This is a genomic window from Lysinibacillus sp. FSL K6-1151 (genome assembly GCF_038630755.1).
Classification (GTDB): Bacteria; Bacillota; Bacilli; order Bacillales_A; family Planococcaceae; genus Lysinibacillus; species Lysinibacillus fusiformis_D.
In genome coordinates, this window is the sequence record NZ_CP152040.1 from 884,647 (window position 1) to 908,019 (window position 23,373).

The following is a 23,373-nucleotide window of genomic DNA, read 5'->3' on the forward strand; positions in this document are numbered from 1 at the left end:
AGAATCAACTAAAGTATTTGATAAAATGAATGACAACAAAAAGTATCATTTAATAGTGCTATTAATTTATAGATTTTAAGCTGCTTCTTCTTAAATAGACGGAAATACTTATGACCGCATTATTTCATTCATCCAGTGAAGTATCTTTGGAGACGTGCATTTAGCGAGAACCTATCATATACTAAAATAGAAAAATAGCAAATGGAGGAAATATGAGAAAGAATAATAGTAAATGGAAACTTATCACTTTTGTCGCGATGATTTTTGTGTTATGCCTATCGACAATTCCTGAAAAGACAGCGATGGCAAGCACGACACAGCCGAAAAGGGAAATGCGGGCTGTCTGGATTTCAACGGTTCTTAATATTGATATGAAAGCGGGTATGACTAAGGAGCAGTATACAGCTTGGACACGCCAAACATTGGATCAATTAAAAGCCAGCAAATTGAATACAGTTATTTATCAAGTAAGGCCAACAAATGATGCAATGTATGCGTCTGAGCTAGCGCCATGGTCATCCTACATAACAGGGAAAAAGCAAGGTACAAATCCTGGTTACGATCCTCTTGCAATTATGGTAGAGGAAGCACATAAACGAGGGATGGAGCTGCATGCCTGGATGAATCCTTATCGTGTAACAATGTCTGGACAAAAACTAACAGACCTTGCTGCCGATAATGTGGCAAGAACCCATCCAAACTGGGTTGTCAAATATGGCAAACAATATTATTTAAATCCTGGTTTACCAGAAGTACAAGACTATTTAGTGGAAACAGTAAGAGAGCTAGTAGCCAATTACGATATTGATGCAGTCCATATGGATGATTATTTTTATCCATATAAAATTGCAAATGAAGTCTTTCCAGATCAAGCAGCTTTTAAAAAATATGGTGGTTCCTTTAAAAAGGTGGAAGATTGGCGACGAGATAATGTCAACCAACTTGTAGAAAATCTATACACAGCCATTAAAGATACAAAACCATATGTTCAATTTGGTATTTCTCCATTTGGCGTATGGCGCAATAAATCACTGGACAAAACAGGAAGCGATACGCGAGCTGGTGTCAATAATTACGATGATTTATATGCAGACGTCAGAACATGGATTCAAAATGGCACGATTGATTACATTACACCACAAATTTATTGGTCAAGAACATTAGCTGTTGCGAAATATGGGACATTGCTAGATTGGTGGAGCCATGAGGTACAAACATATGCAAAAACACACCCTGTTCATCTATACATTGGACTTGCTGATTACAAGGTTGGCAATGACAGTGATGCAGCATGGAAAAACAAAATGGAATTACCAAGTCAAATACTAGCGAATCGTTCGGAAAAGGTAGCAGCCAAAGGGCAAATGCACTTCTCCTTAAAAAGTATTCAAAACAATAAACTGGGCTATGCAACGATTGTTAATCAACAACTATATAATTATACAGCACTGACACCAGGTACAACTTGGGATGATGACACTAGGCCGAATAAGCCGACTTTTGTACAAGTGACAAAGGGAGCGACTGGTCGCAAAATTGACATTATAGACGAAAATGAAACACAACCACGTAAGTATGTCATTTATCGTTTTGCAGGGAACAAAGAGGGTTCTTATAATGATCCTCAAAATATAGTGGATGTTGTTTATAATATGGATGGCATCACTGAATTTGTGGACAAGACAGCTCTTGCTAAGCAAAGCTACACATACGGCATTACGGCTGTATCTGCTGCAGGTGTGGAAAGCAAGGAAGTTTTTGTGGTGAAAGATAATCAGTAAATAGCTTATGATAAAAAAACAGCTACTCATGCAATATAACTGCATGAGTAGCTGTTTTTTATTAATTTTCTTCAATATCTTTACGGTTTTTCTTTAACATTTTAGACAGCATTTCATAGACAATTGGTACAACAACTAATGTTAATAGTGTTGAAGATAGTAAACCACCAATTACAGTAATAGCTAAGTCTTTCGAAATTAAACCACTGCCACCAGAACCAAGTGCCATTGGAATCATTGCCCCGATTGTGGCAATGGCTGTCATTAGGATTGGACGTAAACGTGTTGCCCCTGCTTCGAGGATCGCTTCACGCATGGCAAGACCATCATGTTCCATATGAATGATACGGTCGACTAATACGATGGCATTGGTTACGACGATACCAATCAACATCAACAGACCCATCATTACAGATACAGAAATAGTTTGACCTGTAACGAATAAACCAATAAATGCTCCAATTACGGCGAATGGTAGGGAGAATAGAATAGCGAATGGAGCTAAACCTTCTCCAAATGTTACTACTAAGATGAAGTAAACAATGGCAATTGCTGCTAACATAGCAATACCAAGCTTAGTGAATGTTTCTTGCATATCGGCAGCAACACCCGCAACCCCAGTTGTAACACCTTTTGGTAAATCTAATTTATCAATTTTCTTATCAGCAGCAGATGTGGCTTTTGAAATATCGTCTCCGATAATCGTACCAGATACAGTTGCAAAGTATTCACCTTTTGAACGAGATAACGAGTTAAGTGTCGTACCTTCCTCGACATCAACTAATTCACCGATTGTCATGGTTGTGCCTAAAGCCGTTTTAATTTCAGTAGCTAAGACATCATCTAAGGAAGTAGCAGCTGCTTTAGCATCACGTTGAACGATCACATCAATATCTTTACCATCATTTTTAACGGTAGTTAATACTTCTTTTGTTGTATTCGAATTTAATGCCATCACGATTTGAGCTGTTGTTAAACCATATTGTAGGACATTTTTTTGTTCTACTTTTAGTACATGCTCTACGTATGGATCTTCGTTATCAGATTTAATATCTTCTAAGCCATCCACTTCTTTTAGGACACCTTCTACTTGTTTCACAGCATCTCGAAGTTTATCTAAGTCATCACTATATAATGTGTAGCTGACTTCGTTTGAAGACATAGACATAGAAGAGAAGTTTTGAGACTTCCATTCTCCTGATTGACCGATATTGAATACATAGTCTTCTACTTCTTCACGAGCTTTAGGGAAGTCTTCCATATCTGGATCAAAGATAAGGTACATTAAGGCACCACCAGCGCCTCCACCCATCATCATTGCTGATGGATCAACATTATTTGCATCCGTTATGGAAACTTGTAAAATATTAACGTCTTTACGCTTCATTAATTCTTTTTCTACTTTTTCAACATTCGCTGCCGTTTCATCAGCTAGCTCTCCAGTTGAAGGAGTATACGTTAAGTACATTACTTTTTCTTCTTGTGATCCCATGAAACTAAAGCCAATAAGTGGTGTTAATGCAAGAGAACCAGCAAGTAGGGCAATCGCAATGATAGAAGTAATAATTTTGTGATTTAATGTTTTTTCTAAAATACCTCTGTACCAAGTAGCAAGTTTCCCAACTTCTTTATGTTGGCTTTCTGTTTTCTCACCGTATAATTTTTTACGGAATAAGAAGTGAGATAATGCAGGTACGATGGTGATAGCTACTAATAATGATGCACCTAGTGCAAATGTCATTGTTAGGGCGAATGGCATGAATAATTCGCCTACCATACCACCTACGAAAATTAGTGGGGCAAATACCGCTACCGTTACTAATGTAGACGAAAGAATTGGTTTAAACATTTCAATCGTTGCTTCACGAATAAGGGCACGACCCGTAAGTTTTTCTTGTTTTAAGTGAATGCGTCGATAAATATTTTCAACAACTACGATCGAGTCATCGATCACACGCCCAATTGCGACGGTAATCGCTCCAAGTGTCATAATGTTGAGTGTGATATCCATCCAGTTTAATAGCAGTAATGCCATGAAGACAGAAACTGGGATAGAAATAATTGAAATAATAGTTGATTTGAAATCGCGTAGGAATAGTAAAATGATTAAGACTGCAATAGCGCCACCAAATACTGCTTTTTCGATCATTGTAAATACAGAATCTTCAATTGGGGCTCCTTGGTCAAGGGAAATATCTACATTTAAGCCGTCTAATCGTTTTTCTTCATCTTTAATAAGGTCTTTTACTGCATTAACAACTGTTACCGTATTCGCATCCTGACCTTTCACGATTTGAATGGCGATGGCATCTTGCCCATTTGTACGTGAAACAGATTGTACTTTACCTTCTACTTCAATTTTTGCAATATCACCTAGACGAACGAAAGGTGAAGGATTTGTAGCTGAAGGTGTAACTGGAATTAATAAATCTTTTAGCTCATCAACAGATTGTACTTTACCATCTACTGAAACAGCCTGTTCGCCAACAGTAAACTGATATAAACCAAGTGACAGTGACATATCACTTGCCTGAATCATTTGTTTAACTGTATCCTCCGTTAAACCAAGTGCAGCCATTTTTTCTTCATCATATTTAAATGATACTTGTTCAATGTGCTGACCTGTGATGGTCGCAGAGGCAACACCATCAATTTTTTCGATTTTCGGAAGTAACACGTCTTCTACTGTAGAAGTTAAGTCTACAATATCTTCCTTAGAGCTACTTACAGATAAAGCAACTACTGGCATCATGTTCATGCTAATCGCCATAATAGTAGGCTCTTGAGCACCTTCAGGTAGTTTAAGATTATCTAAAGCTGCTTCTAATTGACGTTTCTTCTCATCCATATCAATTCCGTAGTCGTATTCTACTTGAACTTGTGCTACGTTGGAAGAGGATGTTGAGTAAACAGCTTTCACATCTTCTAAGCTTTCTATGGATTTTTCAAATGGAATGGAAAGCTCATTCATTACTTGTTCAGGCGTTGCGCCAGGATATACTCCCATGACAATTAAATATGGGATTGAAATATCGGGTATTGATTCCATTTTCATTCTTGTACCGGAATAAATACCAGAGACAGTGATGATAATTGTTAGTAACCAAACTGCCAATTTGTTTTTTAATACGAAATTAACTAAACCTTTCACCTTCACACCTACCCTTTATTGACTATCTAAATTCAATTATTTATACTAATGACTAATCGGTCATTTGTCAACGAAATGCATTAGGAGAGATTTAAAAATATGTTAAAAAAGCAATTAATTATGGAGAAAGCGATAGAGCTATTTTCTGAACAGGGTTTTGAAGCTACGTCAGTTCAACAAATTACAGAACGCTGTGGAATTTCTAAAGGTGCATTTTATTTATCCTTCAAAACAAAAGATGAGCTCGTTATTTCAATGGTGGATTACTATTTACAGCAGTTCATTACAGATATTGACCAAGTAGTCAGAGGAACCTATAGTAAAGAAACCGTATTGGTTGAATTTTATAAAAGCATCTTTCAAGCATTCAAAGCACATTCTACATCTGCTCGTGTGTTCTTTAACGAAAAGGTCTTTCTAACAAAAAAAGAGCTATTTCATAAAATAACAGCGTATGAAGCAGAAATGTCGAAATCAATCATCTATATGCTTGAACAACTTTATCAGGATAAATTACAAGAAACGAAATATGATGTGATGTATTGTATAAAAGGATTTATGAAGAGTTATGCTGAGCTTTTTATTTTTTCAGATATGCCACTAGATTTAGAGCAATTGGCAAAATCTTTAGCAGAGAAGACAGATATTATTGCACACCATACAACCATTCCTTTTATTACAGCAGATCTTGTGCCATTTATTGCAAAACCTTGTGAACAAGATGTTTCAAAAGATGCTTTACTACAATTATTGGAGCAAAATATTGATCCTACTGAGGATCCTATTGTAAAAGAATCCCTTATGCTATTGAGACAAGAAATAGAAAATCCTACTTACAGTAAAGCCATCATTAAAGGGCTAATAGAAAATCTACGTCAAGACACAGCCTATCATTGGATTGCTTATGTAAGCGCAAAATACTTTAATATTTAAACTACTGGATAGAATTGTTCACGTTATGTAGGTGAACAATTCTATTTTTTAGTGGGTGAGTGAGGGGACAGATTGCCAAGCCTCTAACGCACTATTAAAAGGGACTTGAATCCATAATAGCCGTTCAAGAAAATCTTTGACTTCAATCGGTAATTTCAATTCTTGCTGCCAGGCTTGCTCTTTTCGTTTGCTTGGCTTGTAGTTTGAGTACAGTAAAAATAATAAAAAATGACCGACAAAATATAAATCGCTAATATGATTTTCTGCTCGTTTAGGATTTTCAATAGCAGAGAGGTCGATGTGCTTCTGATAAGTGGTAGCGAGACCAAAGTCAATAATATGCAATTGTTGATGGACTAGCAATATATTAGGAATACGTAAATCGCGATGAACAATACCATGATTGTGTAATTCAATAATTTGTTCTAAAAGTTGCTTTGTAATGGCAAGTGATTGAACAACTGTAAACTTGGCACCATCCTCAAAAATCAGTTGTTCAAAAGTTTGCCCATTGACATAGTCCATAATAAAAAATGGACTTTCTTGAATCGTTCCTGTTGAATGGATGGTAGGAACATAGGGCAGTGAAACTTGTTGGAGTATGTGTATTTCTTGTTTAAATTTTTGGATGGTTTTCTTGTGGTGACGGTGTTTGGGACGCAAGCATTTTAAGACAAATAGCTTTGATGAACAATCCTCAATCAAATATGCACGACCATATGCACCATAGCCAAGCAATTTTTTAAAAGAGAAGTTGGGATGTTTGCCAATGTAATGTGCTACAGCCTGATCGAAGCCTTTTTCGGATAGTCGCTTCCACCACATTAACTGCTAAAGAAACTCATTGAGCTGAAAAGACTACGTGAGCTTTTACGAGAGCCACGTTTATAATGCTTATGACCATAATAATTATGTCGTTTAGAATACTTGCGACGGCTACTCGATGAAGAATAACGACGTTTGGATTTACCATTGAACAAGGAATGAAGAATTTTATCTAGCATAAAAAACGCTCCTTTAGATGTTGTTATAACTATATACGTAAAAATAAAAAAGGAGGTTTCAATATTTCAAAAATAAAAAAGAAGCTATGTAAACTTTACATAGCTTCTTCACAAGAGGTTAAACCTCCATAATAATCGGTAGAATCATTGGTCGACGTTTTGTCTTTTCGAATAGATACGGCCCTAAAACATCAGTTATTTCATTTTTCAATTCTGTCCATTGAGGTGTTTTGCCTTGAATCGTTGCATTCAGATGACGATTTAGCATTTTCTGTGCCTCGTTAATCATCGTACCTGATTCACGCATATAGACAAAGCCACGTGAAATGATGTCAGGACCTGAAACGATTTTTTGGTTTTCCATATCTACACTAACTACTACAATGACCAGACCTTCTTCAGAAAGGATGCGACGATCACGTAATACGATATTGCCGATGTCGCCAATACCATTACCATCAATATAAACATCTCCAGAAGGGATACGACCGGCAACATGCGCTTCATTGGCACTTAATGCCAACACATCACCGTTTTCCATCACAAATGTATTGTCGAGTGGAACATCGCAATCTTCTGCTAGATGTGTATGCATTTTTAACATACGGAATTCACCATGGATAGGCATAAAGAATTTAGGCTTCATTAAACGAAGCATCAGTTTTTGTTCTTCTTGTGAGCCGTGACCAGATGTATGGATATTGTTTAATGCGCCATGAATGACTTCTGCACCTGCGCGGAACAATAAATTGATAATTTTATTAACACTCACAGTATTACCTGGTACTGGTGAAGAAGAAAAGATAACCGTATCGCCAGGTTGTATTTGAATCTGACGGTGCGTACCATTGGCAATGCGTGATAGGGCTGCCATTGGTTCACCTTGAGAGCCTGTACATAAAATCATCACTTCGTTTGCAGGAAGTCGGTTGATACTTTGAGCATCGATAAATGTATCCTTTGGAGCGGTAATATAGCCAAGCTCACGACCAATGGTAATAGCATTGTCCATGGAGCGACCAAAGACAGCAATTTTTCTTCCGTATTTTATGGCAGCATCTGTGGCTTGCTGTAATCGGTGAATATTTGACGCAAATGTAGCAAAAATAATACGACTATCCACTTTACGGAAAATCTCATCGATACTCTTTCCAACTGTACGCTCTGACATTGTGAAATTAGGCTTTTCAGCGTTGGTACTATCTGATAGTAAGCAAAGCACGCCATCACGTCCAATTTCAGCCATCTTCGTTAAGTTGGCTGGCTCACCCACTGGTGTAAAATCAAATTTAAAGTCACCTGTGTGAACGATATTACCAGGTGGTGTTTTCACAACAACACCATATGCATCAGGGATACTGTGTGTTGTTCTAAAGAAGCTCACAGATGTTTTTCTAAATTTAATAACATCCTCTTCTTTAATTTCGATTAGCTTTGTTGTACGTAGCAAGCCATGTTCTTCTAATTTATTACGTAATAAGCCAAGTGCAAGCTTACCACCATAGACAGGGACATTTACTTGACGTAAAAGGTAGGGAATACCACCGATATGGTCCTCGTGTCCATGTGTAATAAACAGTCCTTTAATTTTGTCGACATTACGTACTAAGTACGTATAATCAGGAATAACATAGTCAATGCCGAGTAAATCGTCTTCTGGAAATTTAATGCCAGCGTCAATTAAAATGATTTCATCTTGAAATTGAACGCCGTAAGTGTTTTTGCCGATTTCGCCCAGTCCGCCGAGCGCGAAAACAGCTGCTTGGTCATTTTTAACAAACTTCATGTTTGTTAAATTTCCTCCAAGACGAAGTTCGGGCTTGCTTGTTCGTACTCTAAATAGTTACCTTCAAGCAGTTGAACGAACTCGATGTTGTAGTTACGGTCTTTTAGCTTTTGACGTACTTCGCGTTCTGAAGCAGCTTCAAGGTATAGACTTTTAGTGTTTTCGCGAACTGGAATCTCATTTGCATTTTCTTGATAATAAACTTTGTAAATCATAGTTTGCTCTCCTTTAATTGCGTACAATTTTCTTGCACCTTTGACTACTACCACACACGTGCTACAAGAAAACAACGAATTTCCTTCATAAAGCCTTCATAAAGAAATGTACGTTTGTAATTCTTGTATCTCAAAGCTTCAGCTGTGCACTATGTTTTAAATTTATATAGGAAGTAGTGAGACAGTGGTTGCGTATAGCCAAATAAATGCATTTCCTTTATATTATCACGCAGTTCCTCTAAAATAAAGAAAAGCCCTTCAAATAATGAAGGGCAAATGTTAGGCAATTGATTTTTTTCCGAGTACGCCACGAAGTTGCTTCAACAATTTCCGTTTTAGTTTCTTCAGCATGGCACATCACTCCTTAGGATCATTATAATAAAAATTATTGTCTATGTAAAGTCATTTACCTTGAAAGGATGCTATTTATGGAAATGGTTAATAAAATGAACAAAATTTTGTTTTTTGATGTAGATGGTACGCTTTATAACAGTGAAAAAAAATTACCTGCATCTGCAAAAGAGGCACTTTTGGCAGCACGTCGAAATGGCTATGAACTGGCAATTGCAACAGGACGAGCTCCGTTTATGATTGAGTCACTACTAGAAGAATTAGAAATTGATACGTATGTTACTTTCAATGGACAATATGTTGTATACAAGGGTGAAGTTGTCTATACAAATGGCATTGAAAAGGAAGAACTAGCAAAAATCATTGCCTTTGGTGAGGCTCGTAATGAACCAGTAGTATTTTTAGATGATAAACGTATGATAGCCTCTATTAACGATCATCATATGGTAGCTGAGAGCTTAGATACACTGAAATATCCATATCCAGCATTAGACTCTTCTTATTATATGCAGAACAATGTATATCAAACACTTATTTTTATGGAAGAAAAAGATGAATCTTTATATTGTGAGACATTCCCAAATGTTCAATTCATACGATGGCATCGCTATTCTTGTGATATTTTACCAAAAGGTGGCTCAAAGGCTGCTGGTATCGAAAAGGTGCTAGAAAGAATGGGCATCACTTTACAAGATGCTTTTGCTTTTGGAGATGGTATAAACGATATTGAAATGCTGCAAGCTGTTGGGACAAGTGTTGCCATGGGGAATGGTCATGAGAGAGTGAAGGCGGTGGCACATCATATTGCCGACCATGTAGATGAGGATGGTCTTGCAAAAATCATGCGCAAGCTAGCAATTATATAAAAAAACAACTAGTTGGAAAAATTTCAACTAGTTGTTTTTTTATTATGACTGGTTTTCCTCAATGTTGACGACTTTTATTTGAATGCTTTTATCGGAAAAATGCTGAATCGTCTTTTTAGAAAGTGCATTGTCTGTGATAATGACATCTATGTCAGTCAAAGGACAAACTTGAATCGCTACATCCTTATTAAATTTGGAGGAATCTGTAGCAACGTAAACTGTTTGGGAGATAGAGATAATTTGTTTTCTAGTAATTGCCTCATCCAAACTAAAATCAGAAATACCTTTTTCAATGGAAACGCCACTAGCACATATAAACGCTTTATTGATATTCAAATGTTCAAAGCGGAATAAAAACTCATTCGATGTCACTGATTTTTCGGAATGACGAACTTTACCACCGATTAGTATAACCTCAATATTAGAGCCGATTAGATCAAATGCTATAGGTAGTGAGTTTGTTACTACTGTTAATTTTTCCTTGTTCAATAAAAAGGGGGTCATTTGATAGGTAGTGGTTCCACTATCGACAAAAATACACTCCCCATTTTCCACGAGTGAGGCACAAGCTTTGGCAATGGCGATTTTCTCTGCTAACTGCTCATGAAGTCTTTGATCGATTATTCCCTCAACAGGCTCAATATATTTAATACCCCCATAAAACTTTTCAATTTTCTTATCATGCATCAGCTGTTGGACATCGCGGCGAATTGTTTCCATCGAAACATTAAATTCTTTTGTGAGTGTTACTAACTTAACAACCTTATGTTGTCTTACATACTGCAAAATTTGATGTTGTCTTTCTATCATATACATGTTATCACCTCTACTAGATATTTACTCAAAATAATCATAACTTTGTCAACACTTAGTCAGAATTTACTCAACATTTACACAAAAATGCATTTTCCTTTACAAATGGTCACTATACTAAAGCTAAGAACTGAGAGAGGTGACCAATTTGTTAGAGCTAAAAAATATCGCAAAAAGCTATAAAAATAAGAAAGTTTTAGTAGATATCAATGTAACCATCGAATCAGGTGAAATCATTTCGTTACTAGGGCCAAGTGGTTGTGGTAAAACTACCTTGCTCAATATCATCTTAGGGCTTGTAGATCAAACGGCTGGACAGCTTGTCTACAATGGACAAGATATATCCAAGCAGTCGATGCAAGAAAGAGGGTTTAATATTGTGTTTCAGGATTTTGCGTTATTTCCTCATTTAAATGCATACGACAATATCGTTTATGGTTTGAAAAATAAGAACGTGCAAATGTCCAAAGAGGAGATACAAGAATATATCGATTTTTTAGAGCTAACACCTCATCTGCAGAAAAAGATTCACGAATTATCTGGTGGGCAAAAACAACGAGTTTCCATTGCGAGGACACTTGTGATGCAGCCTAAAATACTATTGTTAGATGAGCCACTAAGTGCATTAGATGGCGTCATTAAGGAATCCATCAAGGAGCGTATTAAATCCATTGCCCGTGAATTTAAATTGACAACCATTATCGTGACACATGATCCAGAAGAAGCCCTCACATTATCTGATAAAGTCATGATTATTAATGAGGGAACAGTTGCTCAATTTGGTACGCCTCATGAAATAGTAACAGCACCAAAAAATCAATTTATTGAGGACTTTATTTTAAGGCAGCTTCATATTAAGCGACATAACATCTATCAATTGTTTGGAGAAACATATGCTTAAAACGAATAAAATGATGAAATTGATTTTTCTACCGATTCTTATTTTTTTCCTATTCTTTTTAATTGTGCCATTACTTTATATGTTTTGGCAGTCTTTCAAAATAGGAAATGTGGTGACCATTCAAAATTATATAGATGCTTTACAAAATATCGAAATTCGAGAAGCCTTTATCAATAGCTTTAAAGTTTCTTTTGTAGCCTCAGTGATCACAACCATTTTAGCTTTTTTATTGGCCTATGCTGTTCATTTTACAACGATGCATCGCCATGCGAAAAAGCTTGTGCAAATAGGCATTACTTTGCCCATGCTTCTGCCAACCATCACCTATGGATTTGTATTGATTTATACATTTGGTAATCAAGGAATTGTAACAAAATTAGTGGGGCAACCCCTTTTTACAATTTACGGGTACAACGGTTTGGTGCTTGGTTACGTTTTATACACATTGCCAGTCGCTTTTATTTTAATGCAAAACTCCATGCAATATATCGACAAACGATTTTTACTGGTTTCCATGTTAATGCATGATCATTCACTTCGTCGCTTTTATCATACTGTATTCCGTCCAATGTTAGGTACGATTGGTGGTGCTTTTATTTTAACGTTTATTTTAAGCTTCACAGACTTTGGTATACCCGCATCTGTTGGTGGAAATTACACAGTGATTGCCACTGAACTCTATCAAGCGATGTTAGGCTCCATTGTCCATTTTGAGCGTGGCGCAGTGATATCAGTGTTAATGCTAGTACCTGCCGTACTTGGTGTTGCCCTATTAACAATTTTAGAGCGTTTCAATTTTCACTATAAACAAGGTGGGCGAAGTGACCTTGTAAAGCATCGTCTGCGTGACACGTTGTTTACTATTTATTCAATTGTCTGTGTGACGATCGTATTCATCATTTTTGCAACGATGTTTATTGTGCCTTTTACGAAAGGCTATCCATATAACTTCAGCTTTACATTAGAGCATGTTCAAAATGTACTAGCAGAGAAGGATTTAATAAAGGTATATGTCAATTCTCTTATCGTGGCAGTATTAACGGCTATATTAGGCGTGGTCATTACATTTCTGTCAGCGCTACTCAATGTTCGGACACCGTTAAAAGGAAGAAAAAGCTTAGATGTAGCCTCCATGATTACAAATACAGTACCAGGAATGGTGCTTGGATTGTCCTACTTGTTTTTCTTTAATGGAAGTTCATTAAAAGGTACATTTTTCATCATTGTTGCATGTAATATTGTTCATTTTTTTACGACACCTTATTTAATGGCGAAAAATTCATTACAAAAGATGGACCCTACATGGGAAGTGACAGCTGAGCTATTAAAGGATTCTTGGTTAAAAACCGTTAGACGAATTATTTTGCCGAATATTAGACCAACGATTTATCAAATGTTTAGTTACTTTTTTTTAAATGCTATGGTCACGGTTAGTGGTGTTATTTTCCTTGTCAGCACGAAGACAATGCTTGTCTCAACACGCATCAAAGAGCTTCAGCATTTCGCAAAGTACACCGATATTTTTGTACTATCGATATTTATTTTATGTACAAACCTCATTGTGAAATTAGGTTGTGATTATATAACAGCACATAAAGAAAAAGCGGAGGAGATATCAAAATGAACAAGTCAACAGGCATGATGTTAGGGACAATTAGTGCAGCGGCGGTTGTTTTAGCTGCGTGTGGAGGGGCAACAGCTGATTCCAAAGAGCAAGTCATTATTTATTCAAATGCTGATGATGAAGCAATTGAAGTAATGGAATCCACATTAGATGATAAGGGCTATCAAGGTAAGTATTTAATCCAATCATTCGGTACTTCTGAGTTAGGTGGCAAAATGATGGCAGAAGGGACAGATATTGAAGCAGATGTTGTCACGATGGCTTCCTATTTTATAGAAAGTGCTCAAACCTCTAAAGCCATGTTTGTAGATATTTCTTCGGACTTAAAGCCGCTTGATGGAGGAGTTACATATGCACTGCCAATTTTAGGCAATATTGGCTCCATCTTTATTAATACAGAAATATTGCAACAAAAAGGGCTAGCAATACCGAAATCGATTAAGGATTTGACAGACCCTGCTTACAAGGAATTAGTATCCTTCCCAAATATTATGGATTCCTCAACAGGCTGGCTTTTAGTACAAGCCATTATAAAGGAATATGGTGACGATGAAGGACAAAAGGTGTTAGCTGATTTAATTAAAAATGCTGGCCCACATATTGAAAGCTCAGGTTCTGGCCCTATCAAAAAGGTGAAAACTGGTGAGGTTGCTGCAGGCTTTGGTTTACGTATTCAAGCGATTGATGCTAAAAACGAAGGATTGCCAATTGAATATATTGACCCGACAGAAGGAAACTTCACTTTAACGGAATCTGTGGCTGTTGTGGATAAAGAAGGTGATGAGGCTTTAGCTAAAGAAATGGCAAAGGTGATCGCAACGGAGGCTCGCAGTGGTTTATTGGAGCAATATCCTGTAGCTCTATATGAAGGGGAACAGGTAAAGGATGAGTATGTTCCAGCTTATTTAAAAAAATGGGATACAACATTAACGGTTGATTTATTAGAAAAACATCAAGCCTTCTTTAAAGAAGCGCAGCGATAAGGAGTTATAGCAGATGAGTAACTATAAATTATTGACACCAGGACCATTGACAACAACTGAAGCGGTAAAACAGGAAATGTTAAAAGATCGTTGTACATGGGATGACGACTATAAAAATGTGACACAAGTGATTCGCAAGCAACTTTTAGCGTTAGCTCATGTCGAGGAGCCTGAATATACCACGGTGCTTATGCAAGGAAGTGGAAGCTTTGTCGTAGAGTCTGTACTAACAACTGCGATTGGTGATAACGATAAAGTACTAATTCTAACAAATGGTGCTTATGGTGAGCGAATTGTTGAAATGGCTAACGTTTTAAAGTTACAACATGTTGTTTATAGTGTCCCTTATGATGAACAGCCATCATCATTAGAAGTTCAAGCTTTTCTTGAAAAAGATGCAAGTATTACACATGTAGCCGTAGTGCATTGTGAGACAACTACTGGTATTTTAAATCCAATAAAAGAAATAGGAGAAGTTGTTCATTTATTCGATAAAACGTTTATCGTGGATGCGATGAGTAGCTTTGGTGGTGTACCGATGGATGTATCCAATTTGCATATTGATTTTTGCATTAGTAGTGCCAATAAATGTATTCAAGGTGTGCCAGGTTTTGGATTTGTTATCGCGAACACAAAAGCTTTAGAAAAATGTAAAGGACAAGCCCGTAGCGTAGCATTAGACTTGTATAGCCAATGGGAAGTGATGAAGCAAGATGGAAAGTGGCGTTTCACATCACCTACTCATGTAGTGGCAGCTTTTGCGAAGGCGCTTGAGGAGTTAATCGATGAAGGTGGAATCGATGCCCGCCATAAGCGCTATGCGCATAATAATCATATACTTCGCTCTCGTTTGTCAGTGCTTGGGTTTGAAGCGTACGTTTCAAAAGAGCTTCAATCACCTATTATTACAACATTTTTATTCCCACACAACGAGTTTACTTTTGAGCATTTTTATCAGGAAATGAAAAAAGAGGGTTTTGTCATCTATCCTGGTAAGTTGACTGATGTGGATACATTCCGTATTGGCAATATTGGTGATATTCATGAGGAAGATATGCTGACGTTATGTGAGGTCATAGAAAATTATATGGTGGTGAAAACGAATGAAAATTGAAACGGTTATTTTGGATTGGGCAGGGACAGCGGTAGATTTTGGTTGCTTTGCCCCTGTAAATGTTTTTTTAACGATTTTTGAAGATGCAGGTGTCACAGTTACACTGGAAGAGGCTCGTAAACCAATGGGTATGCTGAAAATTGACCATATCCGTACGATGCTAGAAATGCCAAGAATTGCTGATGAATGGCAACGTGTGCATGGACAAGCCTTTACAGAAGAAAATGTAAGTGCATTATACAAGCAGTTCGAAACAAAGTTAATGGAATCGTTGGCAACTTATACAGATCCTATCCAGCATGTGAAAGCGACCGTACAGCAATTGAGAGAAGCGGGAATTCGAATTGGCTCAACGACAGGCTATACTGATTCCATGATGGAAGTAGTGACAAGACATGCAGCTGACAAGGGTTATCAACCTGATTTTCTCGTAACACCTACACAGGTAGGGGATAAAGGACGACCATACCCATTCATGATTTTTAAAAATATGGAGGCATTAGGGTCAAAAGCAACAAAGCAAGTTGTGAAGGTTGGCGATACAACCTCAGATATAATGGAGGCCTTGAATGCAGGTGTTTGGGCTGTTGGTGTTATTATTGGAAGTTCAGAAATGGGACTTTCTGAAGCAGAGTTCCAAGCATTAACTGCTGAAGAACAACAGCAAGTGATAGCGAAAACGAAATGCATTTTTGAAGAAACTGGCGCTCATTATACGATTGAAACTATGGCAGAGCTACCTGCGTTAATTGAAACGATTAATGAACGTATAACTAGAATATAAACAAAACAAACCTCGGCAGATGTGGATAACTGCCGAGGTTTGTTTTTAGTCTCGCTCATATGGGATTGAATCTGGTATTTCGGCAAATGGATTTTTTTCATTAATTCGGTCATAAAACATAACACCATTCAGATGGTCTAATTCATGCTGAAATGCAATAGCCGGCAATCCTTTAAGGCGCATCTTTTTCTCTTCACCATCAATTGTTTTAAATTTTACTGTGATGCGTGCATGACGTGGCACATACCCAGGAATATTACGATCAACAGAAAGACATCCTTCTCCTGCTGATAGGTATGTGTTTTCGACAGAGTGGCTAACGATCTTTGGATTAATGGCCACAAAGCTTAATTGTTCGCCAGCCTCATCTTTTAAATGAAGGGCAAACATACGCTGTAAGCAATTTACCTGATTGGCAGCTAAGCCAATGCCACTACGCAAATTATATTTTTCGGCCATTTCAGGATCTTGGCTGTTGATTAAATATTGAAGCATATCCTCTGCAAGCTTTCTTGTTTCATCAGTTAAAGGGAATTTAACTTCCTCTGCTTTTGTGCGTAAAGTCGGATGACCTTCGCGGATAATATCATCCATTAAAATCATATAGTAATCTTCCTTTCAACTTTGTAGTGCCTTATTAATAAGTATACATCACGTCTTAAAACAATCACATGAAAAAAGACCTTATTTGAATATACTCAAAAAATTTTTCTAATGCTATTAGATTTTCGAGAATGGGGTATTCTACTAGGGGAATAGCTGTGAGAAAACGTATGAGCTGTACGGTGTAAATAAGGTGTTGTAATACAGAATTTGAATATTACTGATACAGTATAGGACAGCAATGTTTGATTGTTATTCTAGAAAAAATCTTTGTATAGAGCAGTAATAGATGATTGACCGACAGTATTTTATTCAGTATACTGAATTTCAAGAATAAGTTGTACTAGTTAAAAAGGTGATTTATTTTAATACAGCTGAAAGGGAGATGTGACAAATGAGCAAGAAAAACAATAATATTTTTGATGCTAAACAAACGCTAACTGAAATCGAAGATAAGTTTGAAATGTTTCAAATTTTGAATGAAGAAGGCGAAATTATAAATAAAGAGGCAGATCCACAATTATCAGATGAGGAACTAGTTGAACTAATGACACGTATGGTTTATACACGTATTTTAGATCAACGTTCAATCTCACTAAACCGTCAAGGTCGTTTAGGCTTCTACGCGCCGACTGCTGGTCAAGAAGCTTCGCAACTTGCTTCTCATTTTGCGTTAGAACAAGAAGATTGGATTTTACCAGGTTACCGTGATGTACCACAAATTGTATGGCATGGCCTACCTTTAGATAAAGCGTTTTTATTCTCTCGTGGACATTTTATGGGGAACCAAGTACCTGAGGGTGTAAATGTTCTAGCACCACAAATTATTATCGGTGCTCAATATATCCAAGCAGCAGGTGTTGCACTAGGTATACAAAAGCGTGGGAAAAAAGCTGTTGCAGTAACTTATACTGGTGACGGTGGTTCTTCTCAAGGCGATTTCTATGAAGGAATTAACTTTGCAGGTGCGTTTAAATCACCAGCAATCTTCATCGTACAAAATAACCAATATGCAATTTCAACACCTCGTGAATTGCAAACAGCTGCTAAAACAATTGCACAAAAAGGTGTGGCAGCTGGTTTACCAAGTATTTTAGTAGATGGAATGGATGCGCTTGCAGTTTATGTAGCAACGCGTGATGCACGTGAGCGCGCAGTTAATGGTGAAGGTCCAACATTAATTGAAACAATGTGTTACCGTTATGGTCCTCATACAATGGCTGGGGATGACCCAACACGTTACCGTACATCTGATACAGATAATGAATGGGCACAAAAAGATCCACTTGTTCGCTTCCGTAAATACCTAGAAGCAAAAGGTTTATGGGATGAAAAGAAAGAAGAAGCAGTAATCGAACGTGCAAAAGAAGAAATTAAAGAAGCAATTAAAAAAGCAGATGCTGCTCCAAAACAAAAAGTAACAGAATTAATGGAAAACATGTATAAAGGCGAAATGCCATCTAATTTAAAAGAACAGTATGAAATCTATAAAGAGAAGGAGTCGAAATAACCTATGGCACAAATGACGATGATTCAAGCAATTACAGATGCACTTCGCACAGAATTAAAGAATGATGAAAACGTTCTTGTATTCGGGGAAGATGTAGGTGTCAACGGTGGGGTATTCCGCGCGACAGAAGGCCTACAAAAAGAATTTGGGGTTGATCGCGTTTTTGATACACCATTAGCAGAATCAGGTATTGGTGGCTTAGCAATCGGTCTTTCTCTTCAAGGATTCCGTCCAGTTCCTGAAATTCAATTCTTCGGTTTCGTTTATGAAGTAATGGATTCAATCAGTGGTCAATTAGCACGTATGAGCTACCGTAGTGGCGGGGTATATAATGCACCAGTAACAATCCGTTCACCATTTGGTGGTGGTGTGCACACACCTGAAATGCACTCTGATAGCTTAGAAAGCTTAATGACAGCACAACCAGGATTAACAGTTGTTGTTCCATCAACACCATATGATGCAAAAGGTTTACTTATTTCATCTATCCGTAATGACAACCCAGTTATTTTCTTAGAGCATTTAAAACTATACCGTTCATTCCGTGAAGAAGTACCTGAAGAAGCATACGAAATTCCACTAGGAAAAGCAGATGTAAAACGTGAAGGTACTGATTTAACAATTGTGGCTTACGGTTTAATGGTTCATGAAAGCTTAAAGGCTGCTGAAGAACTAGAAAAAGAAGGACATTCTGTAGAGGTCATTGATCTACGTACAATTCAACCGATCGATGTGGAAACAATTATTGCATCAGTTGAAAAAACAGGTCGTGCAATCGTTGTCCAAGAAGCTCAAAAACAAGCAGGTATCGCTGCAAACGTAGTAGCAGAAATTACAGAGCGCGCAATTTTAAGCTTAGAAGCTCCTGTTCTTCGTGTGGCTGCACCAGATACTGTGTACCCATTCCCACAAGCTGAAGGTGTTTGGTTACCAAACTACAAAGATGTAATGGAAACAGCGAAAAAAGTTTTAACATTCTAATAAAGCTTCTAAACTTGAACAACAGTAACTAGAAAGGATGGGTACACATGGCATTTGAATTCAGATTACCGGATATTGGCGAGGGAATTCACGAAGGCGAAATCGTGAAATGGTTCGTTAAAGCTGGAGATACAGTAAAAGAAGACGATATTCTTTGTGAAGTCCAAAATGATAAAGCGGTAGTAGAAATTCCTTCACCAGTTGAAGGAACAGTTGAGGAAGTTTTAGTAGGAGAAGGAACAGTTGCTGTAGTTGGCGATGTCCTAATCCGTTTGGATGCACCTGGCTATGAGGACTTAAAGCTAAAAGGTGATCATCATGCTGAAGAAAAAACAGAAGCACAAGTTCAGGCAACTGCAGAGTCTGGTCAGGACGTAGAGAAAGCTCCTGCTAAAGAGGAAAAGGCACCAGAAAAAGCTCCTGAAAAAGCGGAGACAGTGATTGATGAAACAAAACGTGTGATTGCAATGCCTTCTGTACGTAAATTTGCACGTGATAAAGATGTTAACATCCGTGAAGTGAAGGGTACAGGTAAAAATGGTCGAATCTTAAAAGAAGATATTGAAAACTTCTTAAAAGGTGGTGGCTCTGTAGAGGCTGATACGGCAACTGTTGAATCAGTTGATGCAACAGTTCAGCAAGAGGCAGCAGCTCCAGCAGCACCTGTAGTTCTTGAAGGGGAATTCCCAGAGACTCGTGAGAAAATGTCTGGTATTCGAAAAGCGATTGCAAAAGCAATGGTACACTCGAAACAAACAGCTCCGCATGTTACACTTATGGATGAAGTCGATGTAACAGCTCTTGTAGCACATCGTAAAAAATTCAAAGATATCGCTGCTGAAAAAGGTGTCAAATTAACATATTTACCATATGTAGTAAAAGCACTTATTTCAACTTTACGCGAGTTCCCTGAATTTAACCGCTCATTAGATGATGCAACGCAAGAAATTATTCAAAAGCATTACTATAATATTGGTATTGCTGCTGATACTGAAAGAGGCCTATTAGTACCCGTTATTAAGCATGCAGATCGCAAATCTGTATTTGCAGTGTCTAATGAAATCAATGAGTTAGCGACGAAAGCCCGTGAAGGCAAGCTTGCGCCACATGAAATGAAAGGTGCTTCTATGTCCATTACGAATATTGGCTCTGCGGGAGGACAATGGTTCACGCCAGTAATTAATCATCCTGAAGTAGCTATACTAGGTATTGGTCGAATTTCAGAAAAACCTGTAATAAAAAATGGTGAAATTGTAGCCGCACCTGTGTTAGCATTATCATTGAGCTTTGATCATCGTATGATCGATGGAGCCACTGCACAAAATGCTTTAAATCACTTAAAGCGTTTGTTAAGTGAGCCAGAATTATTATTAATGGAGGCGTAACAAAATGGTAGTAGGAGATTTCCCAATCGAAACAGATACTCTTGTCATTGGTTCAGGTCCTGGAGGATATGTAGCAGCAATTCGTGCAGCTCAAACTGGCCAAAAAGTAACAATCGTTGAAAAAAATGTACTTGGTGGTGTGTGCTTAAACGTAGGTTGTATCCCATCAAAGGCATTAATTTCAGTAGGTCACCGTTTTGAGCAAGCTAAACATTCAGATGACATGGGAATCATCGCTTCTGATGTGAAATTAGACTTCTCAAAAGCACAAGCATTTAAAGACAGCGTTGTTAAAAAATTAACAGGCGGTGTTGAAGGCTTACTTAAAGGTAACAAAGTTGAAATTGTACAAGGTGAAGCTTATTTCGTTGACGCTAACTCAGTGCGTATCATCAATGGTGAATCTGCTCAAACTTACACATTTAACAATGTCATTATTGCAACAGGTTCTCGTCCAGTTGAAATTCCAACATTCAAATTCTCTGATCGCGTACTAAACTCTACTGGAGCACTTTCTTTACAAGAAGTTCCTGGTAAATTAGTTGTTATCGGTGGCGGATATATTGGTACAGAGCTAGGTTCAGCATACGCAAACCTAGGTTCACAAGTTACAATTATTGAAGGCGGAAAAGATATTTTAGCTGGCTTCGAAAAACAAATGACGCAAATCGTGAAAAAAGGCCTTAAAAAGAAAGGCGTTGAAATGGAAGTTAACGCATCTGCAAAAGGCGTTGAAGAAACTGAAAACGGCGTAGTAGTAACTTATGAAGTTGGTGGAGAAGAGAAGAAAGTTGAAGCTGACTATGTATTAGTAACTGTGGGTCGTCGTCCAAATACAGATGAAATGGGCCTTGCTGAAATCGGTGTTGAATTCGGTGAACGCGGTCTAATCAATGTTGACAAACAATGTCGTACAAATATTTCAAACATCTATGCAATTGGTGATATCGTTGCAGGTCCTCAGCTTGCACATAAAGCTTCTTACGAAGGTAAAGTTGCTGCTGAAGCGATTGCTGGTGAAAAATCAGTTGTTGATTATCTTGCTGTACCGGCTGTATGTTTCACAGATCCAGAAATGGCGACAGTTGGTTACAACGAAGAACAAGCGAAAGCAGAAGGCATTGAATACACTGCAGCGAAGTTCCCATTCGCAGCAAACGGCCGTGCGCTTGCATTAAACCAATCAGAAGGTTTCGTGAAGCTTGTTGCTCGTAAAGAAGATGGCTTATTAATCGGTGCTCAAATCGTAGGTGCTGGTGCATCTGATATGATCGCTGAGATGGGCTTAGCGATTGAAGGCGGCATGACTGCTGAAGATATCGCTTTAACAATTCATGCTCACCCAACATTAGGTGAAATTACAATGGAAACTGCTGAAGTATTACTTGGCAACCCAATCCACATTGTAGCGAAAAAATAATTTGAATAAAGGAGTGTAGAAAAAGCGGATGATCATTCGCTTATCTACACTCCTTTTTTATTTACAATTGTTTTCTTAAATGCAGCTTGTCGTTGAATAAAATAAATAAAAGGTAATAACTTGAAGATGTGGCCCTATGGATATTAAATTTTACTTTATGCATAAAAAATAGTATTATAATTGATAATAATTATCAATTAAAAATGAAGGAATGGGTTACGATGAATGAGCGCTACCGAACATTTATTTTATTAGCACAATACAAATCATTTACTGAAACAGCGAAGCAGATGTTTTGTTCCCAACCAACAGTTTCTCAGCATATTCAGCAATTGGAAAGTGAATTAGGCTGCCAGCTGATCTCACGGAAAAAACGACAAATCGAGTTAACTACACAAGGCGAAATGGTGTTGGCTTATGCGCAGAAGATGCAGGAAATGGACCAACAATTGCGAATAGCAGTAAAGCAGACACAACAGGAAAATATCAAATTATATATAAGTCACTATATTGCAGATAGCTTTTTTGACGAGCTATTTGATAAAAATAATAGCACATATAAACAATATCCATATGAAATTAATAGCTATTGCTATGAAGATTTAAAAAGTAGTTTAGTAGAAAACCATGCCAAATTTGCTGTGATGCCGATTTATGATGCTGATAAGATTGTTCACGAGTCATTTGATATCGATATTTTATTTGAGGAAGAATTAGTATTAGTGATGACAAATGATCATCCTTTAGCAAGTCGTCAAATCATTTATACAAGAGATTTGAAAAACTTATCGATGCTATTGTCCCAAAGTTCTTATTTGAATCAGCATATTAAACAAGCTTTACATCAGAAGGCAGTACCTGTTTATTATATACAGATGACTAATTTTGAAATTATTAAGAAGGCTGTGCAGCAGGGTATGGGCGTATCCTTTTTACCTTATAAATCAATAGAGGATAGTCTAGATAAATTAACGTTTAAATATGTGAAAGGTCTATCTATTAAACGAAAAAATGGTATTGTATTTAACCGTAACCAAATTTTAAATGAGCAAGAACAAGCATTTTGTGAACGTATAAAGAAGAAATTGAAGATAGAGTCTATCAGGTAAGCTAAACTTATAATGGTAAATAAATCCTTTATAGTGTTTCTTCTATTATATTTATTAAA

At 37.3% G+C, this 23,373-nt stretch carries 20 protein-coding genes; 13 read left to right on the forward strand and 7 right to left on the reverse strand.

From position 1 onward, the window contains the following. Window positions 1-212 precede the first annotated feature (212 nt). A complete protein-coding gene (locus MHI04_RS04080; protein ID WP_036125511.1) occupies window positions 213-1,781 on the forward strand; it encodes a family 10 glycosylhydrolase in 1,569 nt (522 codons plus the stop codon). A 61-nt stretch (window positions 1,782-1,842) separates the two neighbouring features. Here MHI04_RS04080 and MHI04_RS04085 read toward each other — a convergent pair whose 3' ends face one another. Continuing rightward, window positions 1,843-4,932: an efflux RND transporter permease subunit gene (locus MHI04_RS04085; protein WP_058843430.1), complete on the reverse strand. Its 3,090-nt coding sequence runs from the start codon at window positions 4,930-4,932 to the stop codon at window positions 1,843-1,845. Between the two features lie 99 nt (window positions 4,933-5,031). Here MHI04_RS04085 and MHI04_RS04090 point away from each other — a divergent pair, with 99 nt between their 5' ends. Continuing rightward, window positions 5,032-5,865, forward strand: coding sequence for a TetR/AcrR family transcriptional regulator (locus tag MHI04_RS04090; protein ID WP_036125506.1), 834 nt, complete (start codon window positions 5,032-5,034; stop codon window positions 5,863-5,865). A gap of 48 nt (window positions 5,866-5,913) precedes the next feature. Here the strand turns inward: MHI04_RS04090 and MHI04_RS04095 are convergent, their stop codons facing one another. From MHI04_RS04095 to MHI04_RS04110, 4 genes are all read right to left on the reverse strand, one after another. Then, window positions 5,914-6,690, reverse strand: coding sequence for a protein kinase (locus MHI04_RS04095; protein WP_342535361.1), 777 nt, complete (start codon window positions 6,688-6,690; stop codon window positions 5,914-5,916). Further along, a complete protein-coding gene (locus tag MHI04_RS04100; RefSeq protein ID WP_141904855.1) occupies window positions 6,690-6,869 on the reverse strand; it encodes a hypothetical protein in 180 nt (59 codons plus the stop codon). Before MHI04_RS04100 ends, MHI04_RS04095 begins: the two co-directional genes overlap by 1 nt. Before the next feature lie 118 nt (window positions 6,870-6,987). After that, window positions 6,988-8,655, reverse strand: coding sequence for a ribonuclease J (locus MHI04_RS04105; protein ID WP_036125500.1), 1,668 nt, complete (start codon window positions 8,653-8,655; stop codon window positions 6,988-6,990). A 5-nt stretch (window positions 8,656-8,660) separates the two neighbouring features. Beyond that, window positions 8,661-8,870: a DNA-directed RNA polymerase subunit epsilon gene (locus tag MHI04_RS04110; RefSeq protein ID WP_012293082.1), complete on the reverse strand. Its 210-nt coding sequence runs from the start codon at window positions 8,868-8,870 to the stop codon at window positions 8,661-8,663. A 446-nt stretch (window positions 8,871-9,316) separates the two neighbouring features. On the opposite strand from MHI04_RS04110, the gene MHI04_RS04115 reads away from it, so the two are divergent. Beyond that, on the forward strand, window positions 9,317-10,087 hold the full coding sequence (locus tag MHI04_RS04115) for a Cof-type HAD-IIB family hydrolase (RefSeq protein ID WP_089932152.1): 771 nt from the start codon (window positions 9,317-9,319) through the stop codon (window positions 10,085-10,087). A 42-nt stretch (window positions 10,088-10,129) separates the two neighbouring features. Here MHI04_RS04115 and MHI04_RS04120 read toward each other — a convergent pair whose 3' ends face one another. Beyond that, entirely contained in the window at window positions 10,130-10,903 is a 774-nt protein-coding gene (locus MHI04_RS04120; RefSeq protein ID WP_342535362.1) for a DeoR/GlpR family DNA-binding transcription regulator, read from the reverse strand. Window positions 10,904-11,048: 145 nt separating this feature from the next. On the opposite strand from MHI04_RS04120, the gene MHI04_RS04125 reads away from it, so the two are divergent. From MHI04_RS04125 to phnX, 5 genes are read left to right on the forward strand one after another with little or no spacing between them, the layout of a single operon-like run. After that, window positions 11,049-11,801: an ABC transporter ATP-binding protein gene (locus MHI04_RS04125; protein WP_058843433.1), complete on the forward strand. Its 753-nt coding sequence runs from the start codon at window positions 11,049-11,051 to the stop codon at window positions 11,799-11,801. Beyond that, a complete protein-coding gene (locus tag MHI04_RS04130; protein WP_342535363.1) occupies window positions 11,794-13,425 on the forward strand; it encodes an ABC transporter permease subunit in 1,632 nt (543 codons plus the stop codon). Before MHI04_RS04125 ends, MHI04_RS04130 begins: the two co-directional genes overlap by 8 nt. Then, window positions 13,422-14,408 (forward strand): extracellular solute-binding protein, encoded by a 987-nt coding sequence (locus MHI04_RS04135; RefSeq protein ID WP_342535364.1) that lies wholly within the window; start codon window positions 13,422-13,424, stop codon window positions 14,406-14,408. Before MHI04_RS04130 ends, MHI04_RS04135 begins: the two co-directional genes overlap by 4 nt. Window positions 14,409-14,421: 13 nt before the next feature. Beyond that, complete coding sequence (locus MHI04_RS04140) at window positions 14,422-15,522, forward strand: 2-aminoethylphosphonate--pyruvate transaminase (protein ID WP_271912469.1); 1,101 nt, start codon at window positions 14,422-14,424, stop codon at window positions 15,520-15,522. Continuing rightward, window positions 15,512-16,306, forward strand: coding sequence for a phosphonoacetaldehyde hydrolase (gene phnX, locus MHI04_RS04145; protein ID WP_036125486.1), 795 nt, complete (start codon window positions 15,512-15,514; stop codon window positions 16,304-16,306). Before MHI04_RS04140 ends, phnX begins: the two co-directional genes overlap by 11 nt. 45 nt (window positions 16,307-16,351) lie before the next feature. Here phnX and def read toward each other — a convergent pair whose 3' ends face one another. Continuing rightward, on the reverse strand, window positions 16,352-16,909 hold the full coding sequence (gene def / locus MHI04_RS04150) for a peptide deformylase (RefSeq protein WP_036125484.1): 558 nt from the start codon (window positions 16,907-16,909) through the stop codon (window positions 16,352-16,354). 394 nt (window positions 16,910-17,303) lie between these two features. Between def and pdhA the strand changes: the two genes are divergently transcribed. The 5 genes from pdhA to MHI04_RS04175 all read left to right on the forward strand — a co-directional run bounded on the left by pdhA (window position 17,304) and on the right by MHI04_RS04175 (window position 23,314). Next, the gene (gene pdhA / locus MHI04_RS04155) at window positions 17,304-18,419 is read left to right on the forward strand and encodes a pyruvate dehydrogenase (acetyl-transferring) E1 component subunit alpha (protein WP_058843438.1); all 1,116 of its coding nucleotides are present in this window, start codon (window positions 17,304-17,306) and stop codon (window positions 18,417-18,419) included. A gap of 3 nt (window positions 18,420-18,422) precedes the next feature. Next, window positions 18,423-19,400, forward strand: coding sequence for an alpha-ketoacid dehydrogenase subunit beta (locus MHI04_RS04160; protein WP_036125477.1), 978 nt, complete (start codon window positions 18,423-18,425; stop codon window positions 19,398-19,400). A gap of 47 nt (window positions 19,401-19,447) precedes the next feature. Then, window positions 19,448-20,785, forward strand: coding sequence for a dihydrolipoamide acetyltransferase family protein (locus MHI04_RS04165; RefSeq protein WP_089931913.1), 1,338 nt, complete (start codon window positions 19,448-19,450; stop codon window positions 20,783-20,785). 4 nt (window positions 20,786-20,789) lie between these two features. Beyond that, the gene (gene lpdA, locus MHI04_RS04170) at window positions 20,790-22,205 is read left to right on the forward strand and encodes a dihydrolipoyl dehydrogenase (RefSeq protein ID WP_036125472.1); all 1,416 of its coding nucleotides are present in this window, start codon (window positions 20,790-20,792) and stop codon (window positions 22,203-22,205) included. A 221-nt stretch (window positions 22,206-22,426) separates the two neighbouring features. After that, window positions 22,427-23,314 carry a LysR family transcriptional regulator gene (locus MHI04_RS04175; RefSeq protein ID WP_051891703.1) on the forward strand — a complete coding sequence of 296 codons (888 nt, stop codon included), beginning with the start codon at window positions 22,427-22,429 and terminating at the stop codon, window positions 23,312-23,314. Window positions 23,315-23,373: the final 59 nt, after the last annotated feature.

Excerpts from the sequence above, each read along its gene's own strand:
- MHI04_RS04080 (WP_036125511.1), top strand. The coding sequence starts at position 213 with ATGAGAAAGAATAATAGTAAATGGAAACTTATCACTTTTGTCGCGATG.
- MHI04_RS04090 (WP_036125506.1), top strand. The coding sequence starts at position 5,032 with ATGTTAAAAAAGCAATTAATTATGGAGAAAGCGATAGAGCTATTTTCT.
- MHI04_RS04095 (WP_342535361.1), bottom strand. The coding sequence starts at position 6,690 with ATGTGGTGGAAGCGACTATCCGAAAAAGGCTTCGATCAGGCTGTAGCA.
- MHI04_RS04100 (WP_141904855.1), bottom strand. The coding sequence starts at position 6,869 with ATGCTAGATAAAATTCTTCATTCCTTGTTCAATGGTAAATCCAAACGT.
- MHI04_RS04105 (WP_036125500.1), bottom strand. The coding sequence starts at position 8,655 with ATGAAGTTTGTTAAAAATGACCAAGCAGCTGTTTTCGCGCTCGGCGGA.
- MHI04_RS04110 (WP_012293082.1), bottom strand. The coding sequence starts at position 8,870 with ATGATTTACAAAGTTTATTATCAAGAAAATGCAAATGAGATTCCAGTT.
- MHI04_RS04115 (WP_089932152.1), top strand. The coding sequence starts at position 9,317 with ATGAACAAAATTTTGTTTTTTGATGTAGATGGTACGCTTTATAACAGT.
- MHI04_RS04120 (WP_342535362.1), bottom strand. The coding sequence starts at position 10,903 with ATGTATATGATAGAAAGACAACATCAAATTTTGCAGTATGTAAGACAA.
- MHI04_RS04130 (WP_342535363.1), top strand. The coding sequence starts at position 11,794 with ATGCTTAAAACGAATAAAATGATGAAATTGATTTTTCTACCGATTCTT.
- MHI04_RS04135 (WP_342535364.1), top strand. The coding sequence starts at position 13,422 with ATGAACAAGTCAACAGGCATGATGTTAGGGACAATTAGTGCAGCGGCG.
- MHI04_RS04140 (WP_271912469.1), top strand. The coding sequence starts at position 14,422 with ATGAGTAACTATAAATTATTGACACCAGGACCATTGACAACAACTGAA.
- phnX (WP_036125486.1), top strand. The coding sequence starts at position 15,512 with ATGAAAATTGAAACGGTTATTTTGGATTGGGCAGGGACAGCGGTAGAT.
- def (WP_036125484.1), bottom strand. The coding sequence starts at position 16,909 with ATGATTTTAATGGATGATATTATCCGCGAAGGTCATCCGACTTTACGC.
- pdhA (WP_058843438.1), top strand. The coding sequence starts at position 17,304 with ATGAGCAAGAAAAACAATAATATTTTTGATGCTAAACAAACGCTAACT.
- MHI04_RS04160 (WP_036125477.1), top strand. The coding sequence starts at position 18,423 with ATGGCACAAATGACGATGATTCAAGCAATTACAGATGCACTTCGCACA.
- MHI04_RS04165 (WP_089931913.1), top strand. The coding sequence starts at position 19,448 with ATGGCATTTGAATTCAGATTACCGGATATTGGCGAGGGAATTCACGAA.
- lpdA (WP_036125472.1), top strand. The coding sequence starts at position 20,790 with ATGGTAGTAGGAGATTTCCCAATCGAAACAGATACTCTTGTCATTGGT.
- MHI04_RS04175 (WP_051891703.1), top strand. The coding sequence starts at position 22,427 with ATGAATGAGCGCTACCGAACATTTATTTTATTAGCACAATACAAATCA.